Genomic DNA, 16,185 nt, shown 5'->3' with positions numbered 1-16,185 from the left:
ATGGCGTACCGACCCAGCAAGAAGGGCACGGTGCCGTTCGGCGAGTTCGAGACCTGGTACCGGGTGACCGGCGACCTGACCTCAGGCAAGCCGCCCATCGTCATCGTGCACGGCGGGCCCGGGTCCACCCACGACTACCTGGTGCCGATGGCCGGGCTGGCCGAGCACAGCTGGCCGGTCGTGCACTACGACCAGCTTGGCAACGGCGGGTCGACGCACCTGCCCGACCGCGGCCCGGAGTTCTGGACCGTGCAACTGTTCCTCGACGAGCTGCAGAACCTGTTGACGTCGTTGGGGATCGCCGACAACTACATCCTTTATGGACAGTCGTGGGGTGGCCTGCTGGTCACCGAGCACGCGGCCGCCCAACCTGCGGGTCTTCGCGGTTTGGTGATCGCCAACTCGCCCGCGTCGTACCCGTTGTGGCTGCAGGAGATGAAGCGCCTGCGCGACGAGCTGCCGCCCGGCGTGAACGACGTCCTGCTGGCGCACGAGGCGGCCGGCACGACCGACTCGGACGAGTACCACGCGGCCATGAAGGTGTTCTACGAGAAGCACGTGTGCCGGCTGAAGCCGTGGCCGCGGGAGTACCTGGCGTCGTTCTACGAGGTCTACAACGACCCGACGGTCTACTACGCGATGAACGGCCCGTCGGAGTTCCACGTGATCGGCACCCTGAAGGACTGGGGCGTGGTCGACTTGTGCAAGGACGTCACCGCCCCGACCCTGCTGATCTCCGGCCGCCACGACGAGGCGACCCCGGCGACGGTGCAGCCGTTCATGGACCTGATCCCGGACGTGCGCTGGGAGATCCTGGAGGAGTCGGCGCACCTGCCGCACCTGGAGGAGCCGGAGCGCTTCACCGAGGTCATGCTGGAGTACCTGAACAGCCTCTGACACCCCACCGAAACGGCCGTGCCCCGCCCGCGGGACACGGCCGTTCCTCATGCATTCATGCCTCATGAATACCTGCCGATTCCGAGAAGACTCCCAGGTCAGCCTCGCCCCGCTCGCTCCGGCTGCCGGGAATTAGCGGGCTAATTCCCCGCTGGGTGGCAAGCCGGAGGCCCCGAACCGGCGGGGTTCGGGGCCTTCGACCCGGTGGGGGCGCTAGTCCGTTGAGTCCATGACGAGGCCGACGGGGAGCTCCGACCGGCCGCTCACGCCGAGCTTGCGATAGATCCGGGTCAGGTGCTGCTCCACCGTGCTCACGGTGATGAACAGCCGCTGCCCGATCTCGCGGTTCGGGTGGCCGAGCACCGCGAGCTGCGCGACCCGGCGTTCCGCTTCGCTCAGCACCGGGGTTCCCTTGCCCCGCACCGCGGGCCGGGACGGCTTGGCCGCGCGCACGCGCTCGAACTGCTGGTGGAACTGGCTCAGGTCGCCCAGGGTGACGGCCAGTTCGAGCCGGTCACCGGAGGCCTGCAGGCACTCCACGGACTGCCGCAGCAGGGACGGCCGCTGCGCCTGCTCCGTCGACGCGGCCAGCACGCGCAACGTGATCCCGCGGGTCCGCGCGTCCAGCGGCGGCGTCAGGTTCAGCTGCTCCTGCACAAGTTCCCGCGCGGCCGCCTGCCGGTTCAGTTTCAGGTTCGCCTGCGCGAGGTCACTGCGCCACGGCGCCAGGATCGGCAGGTCCAGGTCCCATTCCTGGCGCAGGGCCGCACACGCCTGGAAGTCGCTCACCGCGGCCAGGACCTGGTTCGTCGCCAGGTAGTGGTGACCGCGCGCGTGCAGGTACCGCTGCCCCCACACGGTCGAGTACAACGCCTCCGGCACGCGCTGGCGCACGGCCTCCGCCGCCTCCTCGTGCCGTTCCAGCGCCGTTTCCGCGAGCACGAGCGTCGCGATCGGGTAGCCGATCATCACGCCCCAGCTGCGGGCCGGCAGCAGGGTGAGCGCCGCGCGGGCGTGGGTCGCCGCCGCTTCGGCCTCACCCCGGCGTAACGCGATGTCCGCGCGCACCGCGGTCAGCAGTGCCTGCCACGTGGTCGCGCCGCGCTGCGCCGAGGAGGCGATCAGCTTGTCGCACCACCATTCCGCGCGCCCGGCCCGGTTGCCGAAGACCAGTGCGAGCACGGCGGTGGCCAGAACCTCCACAGTGGAGTCACCCAGGCGGCAGCTCTGCAGCACGTGCTCCGCGCTGGCACTGGCCGCGTCGCTGCCGCCGTGGGTCCACACGTTGGTCAGCGCCTTCGCGGCGCCCACCCACGGGTCGTTGCCGGAGGGCAGTTCCGCGCCCGCGTCGGCGAAGCAGCCGCGCGACGAGCCGTAGAACCAGTGGTAGGCGAGCCAGAGCTCGGCGACCACCTGGGCGTGCTGCGGGCCGGCCGACTTGTTCAACGCGGTCAGCGCGAGCGTCACCGCGCCGACGTCACCGGTCCAGAGGAAGTGCTCGGCCATGGTCAGCGCGTCGCGCGGGGCGAGGTCGCCGTCGTTCAGCGCGGCCTTCAGCGGCGGCAGGTACGCGGCGGTCGCGGCCGGGTTCACCCGCCACAACGCGGGCACCAGCAGCTGCACGATGATCAGCCGGTCCTCGTCGGCCCGCGCCACCTGCAACGCGAACTCCAGGCACCGCACCGCGAACGACACCTCGTCCCCGGCGAGCGCGTGCTCGGCGGCTTCGCGCAGCACGGCGTGCGACCAGTCGCCGTCGACCTCGCCCGCGGCCATCAGGTGCTCGGCGACCTCGTCGGCGGGCGAACCGCACTGGTGCAACAACGCCGCGACGCCGAGGTGCAGCCGGGCGCGGTCCGATGTGGACATGCTGTCCAGCACCGCGGCCGCGGCGGCGGGGTGGCGGAACCGGCCGTCGGTCAGCAGACCGGCGGCGGTGAGCACGCCGATCGCGTGCTCGACGGTCTCGGTGGTGATGCCGAGCAGGCTCGTGGTCAGCGCGGCGGACTCGGCGCTGTCCAGGATCGCCACCGAACGGGCGATCTGGACCAACGGCGACTCCCAGCGCTGCGCACACGCGAGCACCGCTTCCCGGAACGCGACGCCGACCTCGCACTCGGTCGCTCCGGCCAGGTCGTCGGCCAGGGCGTTGACCAGCATCGGGTTCCCGCCGCTGATCCGGTGCAGCTCGGCGCCGAACCGGTGCGCGACGTCCGCGCCCAGCCGGGCCGACGCGAGCGCCTCCACCGACTCGCGGGACAACGCCTCGAGCCGGACGCGGCGGTGCGGCGCGCGGGTGATCTCCGCGCGGAACATGGGGAACGTGGGCTGGGACAGGTCGGACTCCGCGAGCACCATCAGCACCCGTGACGCGGTCATCCGCCTTCTCAGGCATAACAAGAACAACAGCGAAGCCGTGTCGGCGAACTGCACGTCGTCCACGGTGACCACGACCGGCTGCGTGACCGCGAGGTCGAGCACGACGCCGCACACCTCGTCGAGCTGGCGGATCAGGTCGCCGTCGCCGGGGTCGGCCGTGTAGGCCTTGGCCAGCTGCGCGACCCGCTCGGTCACCTCGAAGGACTGCCCGTGCAGCAACTGGGTGAGCACGCCGGTCGGGAACGCGCGCTCGGCGCGGGATCCCGTCGCGGACAGCAGCAGGGCACCGGCGCGTGCCGCCGCGGCCACGATGTCGTGCACCACAGTGGTCTTGCCGGTGCCCGGGCCGCCGTTGACCAGGACGAGCCCGCTTCCGGATCCGTCGGTGGAGCCGGTGAAGTCGGACACCACTTCGGACGCGTGCTGGCGTTCGGACAGGATCATGACGGCCGTTCCCCCTCTTGTCGCCTGCTTCGGGGCGCCGCCAACGTATGTCCGCCGACTCGAACGGGGGTCGGGCTCGTCTCGGTGATCAGCCGATAATGATCATGAGGATTTCATTGTGGCCAGGTCACCACCACCAGGGACCGGCCGACGCGCCCGGGGGTTGGAAACGTGCCGGCCGGTCCCAGTGCGCGCGCTCCGGCCCAGGGACGGGTGCCGGGCGCGACGTGGTGGTGACGGCGGCCAGCACGACGGCAAGGGCCGCCAGCTCGCTGTCGTCGGGGTTGCCACGGAGGATTTTGATCTCGGTCATGTGCCTGCCTCACATCGGCGGGTTGCCGTGCTTGCGGTAGGGGAGCGCGACGTGCTTGGCGCGCAACGACTTGAGCGCCGATGCCAGGACCGCTCGAGTCTCGGCCGGATCGACCACCTCGTCGACCAGGCCGCGTTCGGCCGCGTAGTACGGGTGCATCAGCTGGTCCTTGTAGCTCTCGACCAGTTCCGTGCGGGTGGCCACCGGGTCGGCCGCGGCGGCGATGTCGCGCCGGAAGATGACGTTGGCCGCGCCTTCCGCGCCCATCACCGCGATCTCGTTGACCGGCCAGGCGAACGCGAGGTCCGCGCCGATCGACCGCGAGTCCATGACGATGTACGCGCCGCCGTAGGCCTTGCGCAGCACCACGGAGATGCGGGGCACGCTCGCCGCGCAGTACGCGTAGAGCAGCTTCGCGCCGTGCCGGATGATGCCGTTGTGCTCCTGGTCGACGCCGGGCAGGAAGCCGGGAACGTCCACAAGGGTCACCAGCGCGATGTTGAACGAGTCGCAGAACTGCACGAATCGCGCGGCCTTCTCCGAGGCGCCGATGTCCAGCACCCCGGCGAGCACCGCGGGCTGGTTGGCGATGATGCCGACGGTCTGGCCGTCGATGCGCGCGAGTCCGACCAGGACGTTGCCGGCCCAGTGCTCGAAGAACTCAAGGAAGTCGCCGTCGTCGACGATCTCGGCGATCACCGCACGCATGTCGTAGGCCTGGTTGGGGTTCGCGGGCACGAAGTCGGCGAGGTCGTCCAGGCTGCGCTGCGGGTCGTCGCCGGTCGGCACGACGGGTGGCTGCTCCTGGTTGTTGCTGGGCAGCAACGACACCAGGTAGCGCACGTCCTGCAGGCAGCTCTCCTCGTCGTCGTAGACGAACGTGGCCACGCCGGACTTGGTCGAGTGCGCGCCCGCGCCGCCGAGGTCGTCCATGCTGACCTGCTCGCCGGTCACGGTCTGCACGACGTCCGGGCCGGTGATGAACATCTGCGCGGTGCCGCGCACCATGAAGATGACGTCGGACAGCGACGGGCCGTAGGCCGCGCCGCCCGCGCACGGGCCGAGCATCACCGAGATCTGCGGGATCACCCCGGACCCGGCCACGATGCGCTTGAAGATTCCGCCGTAACCCGCGAGTGCCGTGACGCCCTCCTGGATGCGTGCACCGGCACCATCGTTCAGGCTGATCAGCGGGGCCTTGGCGGCCAGGGCCATGTCCATGACCTTGTGGATCTTGTCGGCGTGGGCTTCGCCGAGCGAGCCGCCGAAGATGCGGAAGTCGTGCGCGTAGACGAACACCGTGCGGCCGTCGACCGTGCCCCAGCCGGTGACCACGCCGTCGGTGTCGTGTTTCTTGGCCTCCATGCCGAACCCGGTCGCGCGGTGCCTGCGGAACGCGCCGACCTCGCTGAACGAGCCCGGGTCGAGCAGCAGCTCGATCCGCTCGCGCGCGGTGAGCTTGCCGCGGGCGTGCTGCGCTTCGGTGGCCTTGGCGCCGGGACCACCACGGGCGCGTTCCCGGCGCAGCCGTAACTCGTCGACCCGCTCGGGCAAGGTGACCGGTCCCGGCTCGGGCGGGACCTCGCGCAGGCGGTTGTCCGCGGTCACCCAGTTCTCGGTGACCGTCTCCTTGACGGCAGGCGGTTCGCTGACGACCGACATGGCGCTCCCTTTCGGCGATTCCCCGCAATGCGTTGCTGGAACTCCATTAGCGGTCGAGTGAGCGTCGAGGTCCAACGGTCTAGGCTTCTTCTGGGGTGTGCCGTCCTTGTTTAGGGGGTTCCATTTCCGCCTGCGCGGATACGGTTGTCCTGCGAACCGAATGCGAGAGGGTGAGCGGGGATGACCGACTGGTTACGGAGATTCCACCCGGCGGACGACGCCGAGGCGCGGCTGGTGTGCCTGCCGCACGCCGGCGGGTCGGCCAACTACTTCTTCCCGGTGTCACGCGCACTGGCCAACCGGCTCGACGTGCTGTGCGTGCAGTACCCGGGCCGCCAGGACCGGCGGCGTGAACCGTGCATCAGCACGATCGAGGAGATGGCCGACCGCGTCGCCGAGGAGCTGACGCCGTGGGCCGACCGGCCGCTGGCGTTCTTCGGGCACAGCATGGGTGCGATCGTCGCGTTCGAGGCGGCGCTGCGGCTGGAGGCGGCGGGGATAACGCCTGCCGTGCTGTTCCTGTCCGGGCGGCGCTCGCCGTCGACGTTCCGGCTGGAGACCAACCACCTGTTGCCGGACAAGGAACTGGTGCAGGAGTTGCGGGGCATGCAGGGCACCGACGCGTCCCTGCTGGACGACCAGGACATCGTCGACATGATCCTGCCGTCGCTGCGCAGCGACTACAAGGCCGTCGAGACCTACGACAACCGCACGGCCGGCGCGGTGAGCTGCCCGATCGTCGTGTGCAACGGCGACAAGGACCCGATGGTCACCGCGGCCGAGGCGGCGGCGTGGGAGAAGCACACGACCGGCGGGTTCGACCTGCGGACCTTCCGGGGCGGGCATTTCTACCTCAACGACCACGCGGCCGCATTGATCGCGCTCATCGCGCAAAAGGTGAAAACGGTGGTTCCCGCGGCCGCGTGAAATCGAATGGCCGTGGGCGTGCGCGAACTCAGCCCTGGCGCCGTCCCACGGCGCGGCCGACGAAGAAACCGAGCAGCAGCCCGATCACCAGCCCGACCGCGACGAAGAAGATGACCGTCGCGGCGGCGATCTTGCCGACGGTGCCGAGGAAACCGGCCAGCTGCAGGTCCTGCGCCAGTGCTACCAGGTGCGTCGTCATGATCCCACCCTGGCACCGGTCGTGGTCCCGCGCAGCGCCAGGAAGCGCCCGGCGATGATCATCAGGGGACTGGTCAGGCCGACGTGGAGCTGGGCGGCCGCGCGCTCGCCTCGGCCCTGGTGGGCCGGGCCGACCTGCTGGTCATCGCCGGGTTCGCGGTGGCGCGGCTCGTCCCGCCCGCCTCGACCAGCGGGCGATCCTCGGGCGCTGACCTGGCCCAACTAGACTTCGGCGCCGTGCGAGTCCTCAGCGTCGTCGGCGCGCGTCCGCAGTTCGTCAAGCTGGCCCCGATCGCACGCGCCATGCCGGGCGAGGTCGAGCACCTGATCGCGCACACCGGTCAGCACTACGACCACAACATGAGCGACGCGTTCTTCGCCGATCTCGGCATCCCCGCGCCGGAGTTCAACCTCGGCGTCGGCTCGGGCAAGCACGGCGCGCAGACCGGGGCGATGCTCGGCGGCCTGGAGGAGGTCATCGAGGAGACCACGCCGGACTGGGTGCTGGTCTACGGCGACACGAACTCGACGCTGGCCGCCGCGATCGCCGCGGTGAAGCTGCACGTGCCCGTGGCCCACCTCGAGGCCGGGCTGCGGTCGTTCAACCGGCGGATGCCCGAGGAGCACAACCGGGTCCTCACCGACCACGCGGCGGACCTGTTGCTCGCGCCCACGCAGGTCGCCATGGACCACCTGGCCACCGAGGGGCTCGCCGAGCGCAGCGTGCTGGTCGGCGACGTGATGACCGACGTGTTGTTCGAGGTGCGGGACGAGGTCGCCGACGCGCCGCTGGACCTGCCGGTCGCGGTGTCGGACGGCGAGTACTACATCGCCACGATCCACCGCCCGGACAACACCGACGACCCGCGGCGGTTGCGGGCGATCATCGACGGGATCGGCAAGGTCGGCAAACCCGTTGTGCTGCTCGCCCACCCGCGGTTGCGGGCGCAGGCCGACAAGCACGGCATCGCCCTGGACGCCGGGTCGATCACCGTGTCGGAGCCGCTCGGGTACCCGCAACTGGTGAACGCCGCGGCGCGCAGCGCGGGCGTCATCACCGATTCCGGTGGGCTGCAGAAGGAAGCGTTCCTGCTGCGCGTGCCGTGCACGACGCTGCGCCCGGAGACCGAGTGGGTCGAGACGGTCGACCTCGGCTGGAACGTGTTGGTGGACAAGGACTTCGACCGGCTGGCCGAGGTCGTGGAGCGGGCTCGGCCCGCCGCCACCGCCGCCGCGCCCTACGGCGACGGGAACGCGGCGACCGCCGTCGTCGAGGCCCTGGTGGCGCGCGCGAAGTGAAGCAAGGCTAGGAGATCGGCCCTCGACCCGGTCCACGCGGACAGGATCGAGGGCCGTCCGCTAGTCCGAGACGACCGGGCTCGCCGCGGCGGGCGGATCCGCCGCATCGGCGAGGTCCGCGGTGATCCACTGGGCGGCGCTGCGGCCGCTGGTCGACAGCGAAGCGTTGTCCCGCACCCAGTCCACCAGGTGGTGCTGGTGCCCGGAGGACTGCTCGTCCAGCAGCGCGATCATCTGCGCCGCAACGGATTCCGGGGTGTAGTCGGCGACGACGCCGAGCTTGTTGTCGCGCACCAGCGACGCGCCCGCACCGACCCCGGCGAACAACACCGGCGTCCCGCACGCGGCGGCCGCGTAGATCTTCGTCGGCTTGGCGAAGTCGTAGCCGCGGTGCGGCTGGATGCTCACCAGCGCCCCCGCCGCGCCGCTGATCCAGCCCGCGGCCTCGGTCGGCGGCACCACGCCCCCGAACTCGATGTTGTTCGGCGCCAGCTCCGCCGCCAGCTCACGCAGGTGCTGCTCGTCGGCGCCCTGGCCGAAGAAGCGCAGCCGGACCTTCGGGTGCTTCTCGAGCACCAGCGGCAACGCGCGGACGAACACGTCCGAGCCCTGCCACTCCGACATCGTTCCCGTGTAGACGAAGTAGCGCTCGTCCGGCTTGGGCGGTTCGGGAACCGGCTGGAACAGCTGCGTGTCGACGCCGTTGGGGACCAGTTCGATCCGCGACGGGTCGGCGCCCAGTTCGGCCACGCGCTCCGCGACGCCCTCGGACACCGCGATCACGCCGCGCGCGCGGCGCAACGCGAAGCGCTCCAGGGCACGCATCAACCGGAAGATCGGCTTGGGCGCGTCGATCGCGATCAGCGCGTCCGACCAGATGTCCGCGGCCACGTAGTAGAACGGCGTGCGCTTGAGCGCGCACACCAGCGCCGTGATCACGCCGGTGGTCGGCGGCGGCTCGCAGATCACCACGTCCGCCGAGGTGAACAGCAGCCGCGCGATCAGCGGCGCGTCGTAGCTGGCGTACTGCACGTACCCGCGGACGTTGCCGCCCTTGTCGCGCAGCACGGGCCAGCGCTGCACCGTGTAGTCCGGGAACTCCATCTCCTCGGTGCCCGCGGGCGGCTTGGTGGTGAGCACCGTGACCTGGTGGCCCGCCGCGGCGAGACCGTCCGCGAGCGCCTTGAGCCGGAACGCCGCGGCGGCGACCTCCGGGGCGAACAACCGAGTGGCGAGGATGACCTTCATGTCCCGACTACCTCGCCCGGCCGGCTACTTCGCACGGCTGATGACCTCCACGGACTTGGCGGCCACCGACCGCAGGCTGTGGTGGTCGCGCACCCACTCGGAAAGCCGGGCACGCAGGGCCTGCGCGGGTGGATTGGTCAACGCCTTGTCCATCGCCTCGGCGACGGCGTCGGCATCCCAGTCCACGGCCCAGCCCAGGTCGTTGTCCCTGATCAGCGTGCCCATCGGGCCGACCCCCGCGTAGATCACCGGTGCGCCCGCCGACAGCCCCGCGAGCGCCTTGGTGGCGAACGCGAAGTCGTAGCCGACGCCCGGCTTCACCGACGCGAGCGCCGCGGCCGCGGTGGCGAACTCGGCGCTGAGGGTCTCCGCGGGCTGCGGGGTGCGGAACTCGACCCGACCCGGCGCCAGCTTCATCGCCAGGTCCTTGAGCATCGGCACGTCGACGCCCTGCCCGATCATGAGCAGCCGCGCCTCCGGGTGCGCGGCACTGATCCGCGCGAACGCCCGGATGAAGACGTCCGCGCCGTGGATCTCCGACATCGTGCCGCCGTACACCAGGGTCGGCGTGGGCGGCGCGGGCGCGTAGGCGAACCGGGCGGTGTCGATGCCGACCCCGACCACGGAGATCGGCTCCTCGGGCACGCCGAGGCTGAGCAGGTCGCTGCGCACCCCGTCGGACACCGCGATGATGGCCGCCGAGCCGCGCAGCACCCAGCGCTCCATGAACTTGAGCACCTTCACCACGGTCCGGTTGACGCCGATGCCCTCGGCGGCCGTGGAGAACACGTCCGCCGAGAAGTGCACGTAGGGCTTGCGCTTGACCGCACACGCCACCCGGCTCGCGATGCCGGTGGTGGTCGGCGGTTCGACCACCACGACATCGGTCCGGGTGAACAGCAGCCGGAAGAACAGCGGGATGTCGTAGCTCAGGTACTGCACGTACCCGCGGACGTTGCCGCCCTTGTCCCGCAGCACCGGCCAGCGCCGCACGTCAAGCCCGTCGTCGGCGATCCGGACGCCCTTGGGCGGCCGGGTGGTCAGCACGCGGACCCGATAACCCCGCGCCACCAGCTCGTCGGCCAGGGCGCCGAGCCGGTAGGCCGCCGCGCCGGTCTCCGGCCGGAAGAGCCGGGACACGATCGTGACTCGCCGGGACACGCGCGGATCAGGCGTCGACGGGCTGCCGCGCGGTGCGCAGCAGGTTCTCGGCGGTCCGCAGCGTGTTCTGTGCCTCCTGCATGGTGACGATCTCGCTGGTCTTGCCGAGCACCGCGTCGCGGAAGCGCTCGTGTTCGGTGCGCAGCGGCTCGCGCTTCGGGATGGCGAAGCGGGTGACGTCGCCCTCGGCGACACCGCGGAAGTTCGCGACCGCGTCCCACTCGCTGTTGACCACGCCGTTGGCGTAGAAGGTCAGGTCCGCCGTCAGCGTGTCCGCGACGTAGGCGCCCTTCTCGCCGGTCACCACGGTGACCCGCTCCTTCATCGGCGAGAGCCAGTTCACCAGGTGGTTGGTGATGGTGCCGTTGGCCAGCTTGCCGGTGGCGGCGACCATGTCCTCGTGCGGGCGGCCCGAACGCAGGGCGACCTGCGCGGCGACGGCCGTGTACTCGGACTGCGCGAGCCACGCGGTCAGGTCGATATCGTGGGTCGCGAGGTCCTTGACCACGCCGACGTCGGCGATGCGAGCCGGGAACGGGCCCTGGCGGCGGGTGGCGATCTGGTAGACCTCGCCGAGGTCGCCGTCGGCCATCCGCTCGCGCAGCGACTGCAGCGCCGGGTTGTACCGCTCGATGTGCCCCACACACCCCACGACCCCGGCGGTTTCGAACGCCTTCACCAGGCGCTCGCCGGCCTCGATGCTGTGCGCGATCGGCTTCTCGATCAACGCGTGGATGCCGGCCTCGGCCAGCGCCAGGCCGACCTCCTCGTGCATGCCGGTCGGCACGGCGACCACGGCGGCGTCGATGCCGGCCTTGATCAGGTCCTCGACCCCGCCGAGCACCTCGAGGCCGCCCGCCACGTTGTGCGGGTCGCCGGTGGCGTCGGCGACGGCCACCAGGTCGACGCCGTCGATCTCACGGATCACGCGGGCGTGGTGGCGGCCCATCATGCCCAGGCCGATCAGGCCCACTCGCAGGTTCGTCATGTCAGGCACCAGCCTTCGCCAGGGTGTTGACCGCGTGCACGATGCGCTCGCGGTCCTCGTCGTCCAGCGACGGGTGGACCGGCAGCGACAGGACGCTGCGCGCCGCCTTCTCGGTGTTCGGCAGGTCCTCTTCGCGCTGGAAGGACGGCAGCCGGTGGTTGGGGATCGGGTAGTAGACGCCCGAGCCGACCTGGTGCTCCTCCTTGAGCGCGGCGACGAAGCCGTCGCGGTCGTCGGGCACCGTGATCGTGTACTGGTGGTAGACGTGCTCGGCGCCGTCGGCGACCGCGGGCACGCCCACGCCCTGCAGGTTCTTGTCGAAGAACGCCGCGTTCTCCTGGCGGGTCTTCGTCCAGGCGCCGACCTTGGTCAGCTGCACCCGGCCGATGGCGGCGTGCAGGTTGGTCATGCGGGCGTTGAAGCCGACGATCTCGTTCTCGTACTGCTTCAACATGCCCTGGTTGCGCAGCAGGCGCAGGGTGTGCTCGACGTCGGCGTCCCCGGTGGAGACCATGCCGCCCTCACCGGAGGTCATGTTCTTGGTCGGGTAGAGGCTGAACATCGCGAAGGTGCCGAACGTGCCGACCTTTCGGCCGTTCAGGCTGGCGCCGTGCGCCTGCGCCGCGTCCTCGTAGAGCGCGATGCCGTGCTTCTGTGCCAGCGCCTCGAAGGCGGGCATGTTCGCCGGGTGCCCGTAGAGGTGCACCGGCATGATCCCCTTGGTGCGCTCGGTGATGAGCGACTCCACGTGGGCCGGGTCGAGGCAGTAGTGCTCGAGCTCGATGTCGGCGAACACCGGGGTCGCGCCGGTGAGGGCGACCGAGTTCGCGGTGGCCGCGAAAGTGAACGAGGGGACGATCACCTCGTCGCCGGGGCCGACGCCGGCGGCGAGCAGGCCGAGGTGCAGGCCGGTGGTGCCCGCGTTGACCGCGACCGTGCCCCGCCCGTCCAGCAGCTGCTCGCTGAACTCCTGCTCGAACGCCGCGACCTCGGCACCCTGGGCCAGCATGCCGGACCGGAGCACCGCGTCGACCGCGGCGCGCTCCTCGTCGCCGATGATCGGCTTGGCGGGCGGAATGAAGTCCTTGCTCACGTCTCTCCCGATGTTGGGCGGGGATCTGCCGAACCCACTGTATTGCCGACGCTGTCGATCACTCCGCTGGGGGTTGACAGGTGTGACGTGGCGTGCTTTTGGCGCCCTGACGTGCTATGACCGCTCCTCCCGGGCCGGGTGCGGGTCTGCTCGATCCAGGCAGGTCGCGCGGCCTTCCCTCTCGGCGGCAAGGCGGTCCGGCGCGCGGACTACCCTCTCTGGCCATGGCCGACGACGCGCGGCGACCGCGCATCCTCTGCGTCTCCTTCTCCGACATCAACCGCGACGCGCGGGTGTTGCGGCAGATCGAGGTGCTCGCCGAGCTGGGCGACGTCACCACCGCCGCCTACGGGTCGAAGCCGCCAGGGGCGACCGACCACCTGGCGGTCGACGAGCGGCTGCCGTCCCTGCCGCAGACGCCGGCCGGGGTCGCGCTGCTCGCGCTGCGCCGCTACGACAAGGTCGAGCTGACCGCGCCCGCCGTCCGCGACCTGATCCGGGTCGTCGGCGACCGGAAGTTCGACCTGGTCGTGGCCAACGAAGCCCGTTCGATGGGCGTGGCCTACCACGTCGCCAAAGGCACTCCGGTGCTCGCCGACATGCACGAGTGGGCCCCTGAGGAGCGGGTGCACGTCACGTCGTGGCGGCTGCTGGTCAAGCCGTTCATGACCTACCAGTGCGCCAAGTACCTGCCCAAGATGGCCGATCGCCTGGTCGTCAACGACTCGATCGGCAAGCTCTACCACGACCGTTTCGGCGTCGACCTGCACACGGTGCGCAACGCGGGCGCCTACCGCGACAAGCAGCCCACCGAGGTGCGCGACGGGCGCATCCGGCTCGTGCACTCCGGCATCGCGATCCCCGGCCGCAGCCTGGAGACGCTGGTCGACGCGGTCAAGCAGCTCGACGAGCGGTTCACCCTCGACCTCTACCTGGTGCCCGGCCGCGACGGCGGCAAGTACCTCGACGGCATCAAGGCCCGGATCGGCGGCGACCAGCGGATCACCATCCACCCGCCGGTGCGCCCCGACGAACTGGTCGACACGCTCAACGCCTACGACGTGGGCATCTTCAGCCTCCCGCCGCTGACCCCCAACCACGCGTACATGCTGCCCAACAAGATCTTCGACTTCGTCCAGGCGCGGCTCGCCGTGGTGTTCAACGCCTCCCCGGAGACCGACCGGCTGATCACCGAGCACGAGCTCGGCGCCATCGCCCCCGACCCGTCGGTGCAGGCGCTGCGCGACACCCTCGCGAAGCTCGACGAGCAGCAGGTGCGCCAGTTCAAGCAGAACGCGCACAAGGCCGCGGAGGTGCTCAACTCCGCCGAGGACGCCCAGGTGGTGCGGACCGTGGCCGGCCGCCTTCTGGCAGGTCGTCAGTAGGATTCCCGGCGTGACTGGCGAAAGCACGGCCGCGACGCGGCCGACGGCGGCGTGCGCATGACCGTGACGAAGGGCCCTGAACCCGCGCCGCGGCCGGGGATGCTGCGGCCGGTCCGCCTCGACCGGCCGACCGGCACGTCCCTGGCCCGCGGCGGCGTGCTCAGCACGGTCGGCCTGCTCGCCCAGGGCGTGCTGCGGTTCGTCACGGCGCTGCTCATCGGGCACGTCGCGGGCAAGGCCGAGCTCGGTGTCGTCGCGTCGGCGATCGCGATCGCCACCACGCTGGCCCTGCTCTGGCCGACCACCACCGGCAGCGCCGCGTCGAAGTTCCTGGCGCGTGCCCGCGGCGCGGGCAACCACCACGAGATCCAGGCCATCGCCGCGCACCTGAGCAAGCGCACCGCCGAGACCTCCGTGCTGCTCGGCGTGATCAGCCTGCCGGTGTGGGTGCTGATCGACCACGGCACGTGGGTCAGCGCGCTCAGCGTGGCCGTGCTCACCGTCACGTTCTCGGGGTACAGCTTCACCCGCGGTGTGCAGTTCGGTGCGGGCCAGGTGCCCCGGGCCACCGCGTGGGACGTGACCAGCGTGGTGCTCGGTCTCGCCGCCCTGGCGACGCTGCTCGTGCTCGGCGTGCGCGGGCCCGCGCTGGTGTTGCCGCTGGTGCTCACCTACGGCGTCTACACGCTGGCGTGCTGGCCGCACGGCGCTTCGGGCAAGCCGGAACGCCCGCTTCGCCGTGAGCTGGACGGGTTCGTCGCGCTCGGCGCCATCGGCACCATGTCCAGCGCGGGTTTCCTGCAGCTGTCGCAGATCGCCTCGAAGCTCGCGGGCGGGGACGAGGACGCGGGCCAGTACGCGGCCGCGCTGAACCTGGCCACACCGGCGGCCATGCTCGCCACGTCGATCAGCCTGGTGCTCTTCCCGTCGTTGTCCGAGGCGTGGGGCCGGGGCGACGTCGCCGCGTTCAAGGCGCAGACCGACCGGGCCACCCGCACGCTGGCGCTGCTGATGGTGGCCGTCTTCGGGTCGATCATCGTGTGCAACCGGCTGATCGTGGGCGTGATCTGGGGCAGCAAGTTCGCGGGCACCGAGGACCTGCTGCCGATCCTGGTGGTGGCGGTGCTCGCCACGAACCTCGGTGTCGGCAGCGTCAACGCGATCACCACGCGGTCGCAGCGCGGCATGCTGGTGACCACCGGCGCGAGCATCCTCGGCATGCTGATCGGCGTCGCCGTGTGGCTGCTCGTCGTGCCGCACATCGGCATCTCCGGCGTGGCGATCGGCTACCTGTGCGGCACGTTCGTCATCGCCGCCATCCCGATCGGCGTGGTCTGGAAGACCGCTGGGCACCGGTGGGGACTGCTGTTCGTGAAGGTGCTGGCCGGGCTCGCCGTGGTCGGCGGGATCGTGTTGCTGCAACGCACCGCGCACCTGCCGGACCTGCTGGACCCGGTGTGCGCGTTGGCATTCCTCGCCGTCTGGGGCGTGCTCAACCGGTCCGAGGTGGCGAAGCTCCCGATCCCGGGCCGCAAGAAATCCGCCTGACAAATCGACGGAAATGGTCCCGGCCGATTCGGCCGGGACCATTTCGGTACGCCATTTACTCCGCCGGTGCCAGCGTCCCGTCGGTTTCCACGTAACGATCGCCGGTGAGTGGGCACACCCACGCGTCACCCTCGGCCTTCAACGGCGCACCGGCCTTGCCGACCCAGCCGATCCGCCGCGCCGGAACCCCGGCCACCAAAGCGAAATCGGGCACGTTCTTGGTCACCACGGCGCCCGCCGCGACCGTCGCCCACGCGCCGACGCGCACCGGCGCGATGCACACCGCCCGCGCACCGATCGAAGCGCCGTCGTCGATGGTGACGCCGACCGCTTCCCAGTCCGACGCCGACTTCAGCGAGCCGTCCGGGTTGACCGCGCGCGGGTACGTGTCGTTGGTCAGCACGACCGCGGGGCCGATGAACACGCCGTGCCCCAGCTTGGCGGGCTCGTACACCAGCGCGTGGTTCTGCACCTTGCAGTTGTCGCCCATCGTCACGCCGGTGCCGATGTAGGCGCCGCGGCCCACGATGCAGTTCTGGCCGAGCACCGCGTTCTCCCGCACCTGCGCGAGGTGCCAGACCTTGGTGCCGTCGCCGACCTTCGCCGCGTCGGCGACGTCGGCGCTCTCCGCTACGAATGACAC

The 16,185-nt window shown here is 70.8% G+C and carries 14 protein-coding genes; 5 read left to right on the top strand and 9 right to left on the bottom strand.

The features are described 5' to 3' along the window. Entirely contained in the window at positions 1-897 is an 897-nt protein-coding gene (locus tag EV186_RS01635; protein ID WP_133847299.1) for a proline iminopeptidase-family hydrolase, read from the top strand. Positions 898-1,110: 213 nt separating this feature from the next. On the opposite strand, the gene EV186_RS01630 is transcribed toward EV186_RS01635, so the two are convergent. The 3 genes from EV186_RS01630 to EV186_RS01620 form a co-directional block, all read right to left on the bottom strand. Continuing rightward, positions 1,111-3,720 carry an AAA family ATPase gene (locus tag EV186_RS01630; RefSeq protein ID WP_133847298.1) on the bottom strand — a complete coding sequence of 870 codons (2,610 nt, stop codon included), beginning with the start codon at positions 3,718-3,720 and terminating at the stop codon, positions 1,111-1,113. A 127-nt stretch (positions 3,721-3,847) separates the two neighbouring features. Next, positions 3,848-4,033, bottom strand: a complete 186-nt coding sequence (locus EV186_RS01625; protein WP_133847297.1) for an acyl-CoA carboxylase epsilon subunit — start codon at positions 4,031-4,033, stop codon at positions 3,848-3,850. A gap of 9 nt (positions 4,034-4,042) precedes the next feature. Beyond that, positions 4,043-5,695, bottom strand: a complete 1,653-nt coding sequence (locus tag EV186_RS01620) for an acyl-CoA carboxylase subunit beta (protein ID WP_133847296.1) — start codon at positions 5,693-5,695, stop codon at positions 4,043-4,045. 180 nt (positions 5,696-5,875) lie between these two features. On the opposite strand from EV186_RS01620, the gene EV186_RS01615 reads away from it, so the two are divergent. Beyond that, positions 5,876-6,622 (top strand): thioesterase II family protein, encoded by a 747-nt coding sequence (locus EV186_RS01615; protein ID WP_133847295.1) that lies wholly within the window; start codon positions 5,876-5,878, stop codon positions 6,620-6,622. 28 nt (positions 6,623-6,650) lie between these two features. Here EV186_RS01615 and EV186_RS38675 read toward each other — a convergent pair whose 3' ends face one another. Beyond that, the gene (locus EV186_RS38675; RefSeq protein WP_166658984.1) at positions 6,651-6,821 is read right to left on the bottom strand and encodes a hypothetical protein; all 171 of its coding nucleotides are present in this window, start codon (positions 6,819-6,821) and stop codon (positions 6,651-6,653) included. Positions 6,822-6,904: 83 nt separating this feature from the next. Between EV186_RS38675 and wecB the strand changes: the two genes are divergently transcribed. Next, positions 6,905-8,119, top strand: coding sequence for a non-hydrolyzing UDP-N-acetylglucosamine 2-epimerase (gene wecB / locus EV186_RS01610; RefSeq protein WP_243753770.1), 1,215 nt, complete (start codon positions 6,905-6,907; stop codon positions 8,117-8,119). Between the two features lie 60 nt (positions 8,120-8,179). Here wecB and EV186_RS01605 read toward each other — a convergent pair whose 3' ends face one another. The 4 genes from EV186_RS01605 to EV186_RS01590 are packed head-to-tail and all read right to left on the bottom strand — an operon-like array spanning position 8,180 to position 12,609. After that, complete coding sequence (locus EV186_RS01605; RefSeq protein ID WP_133847294.1) at positions 8,180-9,367, bottom strand: glycosyltransferase family 4 protein; 1,188 nt, start codon at positions 9,365-9,367, stop codon at positions 8,180-8,182. 24 nt (positions 9,368-9,391) lie between these two features. Then, positions 9,392-10,528, bottom strand: a complete 1,137-nt coding sequence (locus EV186_RS01600; protein WP_133847293.1) for a glycosyltransferase family 4 protein — start codon at positions 10,526-10,528, stop codon at positions 9,392-9,394. 7 nt (positions 10,529-10,535) lie between these two features. Beyond that, a complete protein-coding gene (locus EV186_RS01595; protein ID WP_133847292.1) occupies positions 10,536-11,516 on the bottom strand; it encodes a Gfo/Idh/MocA family protein in 981 nt (326 codons plus the stop codon). Position 11,517: 1 nt separating this feature from the next. Beyond that, positions 11,518-12,609: a DegT/DnrJ/EryC1/StrS family aminotransferase gene (locus EV186_RS01590; RefSeq protein WP_133847291.1), complete on the bottom strand. Its 1,092-nt coding sequence runs from the start codon at positions 12,607-12,609 to the stop codon at positions 11,518-11,520. A gap of 224 nt (positions 12,610-12,833) precedes the next feature. Between EV186_RS01590 and EV186_RS01585 the strand changes: the two genes are divergently transcribed. Then, the gene (locus EV186_RS01585) at positions 12,834-13,994 is read left to right on the top strand and encodes a glycosyltransferase family protein (protein ID WP_133847290.1); all 1,161 of its coding nucleotides are present in this window, start codon (positions 12,834-12,836) and stop codon (positions 13,992-13,994) included. 57 nt (positions 13,995-14,051) lie between these two features. Then, a complete protein-coding gene (locus EV186_RS01580; RefSeq protein ID WP_133847289.1) occupies positions 14,052-15,542 on the top strand; it encodes a lipopolysaccharide biosynthesis protein in 1,491 nt (496 codons plus the stop codon). Positions 15,543-15,597: 55 nt separating this feature from the next. Here the strand turns inward: EV186_RS01580 and EV186_RS01575 are convergent, their stop codons facing one another. Beyond that, positions 15,598-16,185: an acyltransferase gene (locus EV186_RS01575; protein WP_133847288.1), complete on the bottom strand. Its 588-nt coding sequence runs from the start codon at positions 16,183-16,185 to the stop codon at positions 15,598-15,600.

Origin of the sequence: Labedaea rhizosphaerae (genome assembly GCF_004362825.1) — a bacterium.
GTDB classification, from domain to species: domain Bacteria; phylum Actinomycetota; class Actinomycetes; order Mycobacteriales; family Pseudonocardiaceae; genus Labedaea; species Labedaea rhizosphaerae.
This window is presented reverse-complemented; position numbering and strand designations above follow the sequence as displayed.

What these genes read in the sequence shown, in the direction of transcription:
- EV186_RS01620 (WP_133847296.1), bottom strand. Translation starts at nt 5,695, where the DNA reads ATGTCGGTCGTCAGCGAACCGCCTGCCGTCAAGGAGACGGTCACCGAG.
- EV186_RS01630 (WP_133847298.1), bottom strand. Translation starts at nt 3,720, where the DNA reads ATGATCCTGTCCGAACGCCAGCACGCGTCCGAAGTGGTGTCCGACTTC.
- EV186_RS01615 (WP_133847295.1), top strand. Translation starts at nt 5,876, where the DNA reads ATGACCGACTGGTTACGGAGATTCCACCCGGCGGACGACGCCGAGGCG.
- EV186_RS01585 (WP_133847290.1), top strand. Translation starts at nt 12,834, where the DNA reads ATGGCCGACGACGCGCGGCGACCGCGCATCCTCTGCGTCTCCTTCTCC.
- EV186_RS01595 (WP_133847292.1), bottom strand. Translation starts at nt 11,516, where the DNA reads ATGACGAACCTGCGAGTGGGCCTGATCGGCCTGGGCATGATGGGCCGC.
- EV186_RS01605 (WP_133847294.1), bottom strand. Translation starts at nt 9,367, where the DNA reads ATGAAGGTCATCCTCGCCACTCGGTTGTTCGCCCCGGAGGTCGCCGCC.
- EV186_RS38675 (WP_166658984.1), bottom strand. Translation starts at nt 6,821, where the DNA reads ATGACGACGCACCTGGTAGCACTGGCGCAGGACCTGCAGCTGGCCGGT.
- EV186_RS01625 (WP_133847297.1), bottom strand. Translation starts at nt 4,033, where the DNA reads ATGACCGAGATCAAAATCCTCCGTGGCAACCCCGACGACAGCGAGCTG.
- EV186_RS01635 (WP_133847299.1), top strand. Translation starts at nt 1, where the DNA reads ATGGCGTACCGACCCAGCAAGAAGGGCACGGTGCCGTTCGGCGAGTTC.
- EV186_RS01580 (WP_133847289.1), top strand. Translation starts at nt 14,052, where the DNA reads ATGACCGTGACGAAGGGCCCTGAACCCGCGCCGCGGCCGGGGATGCTG.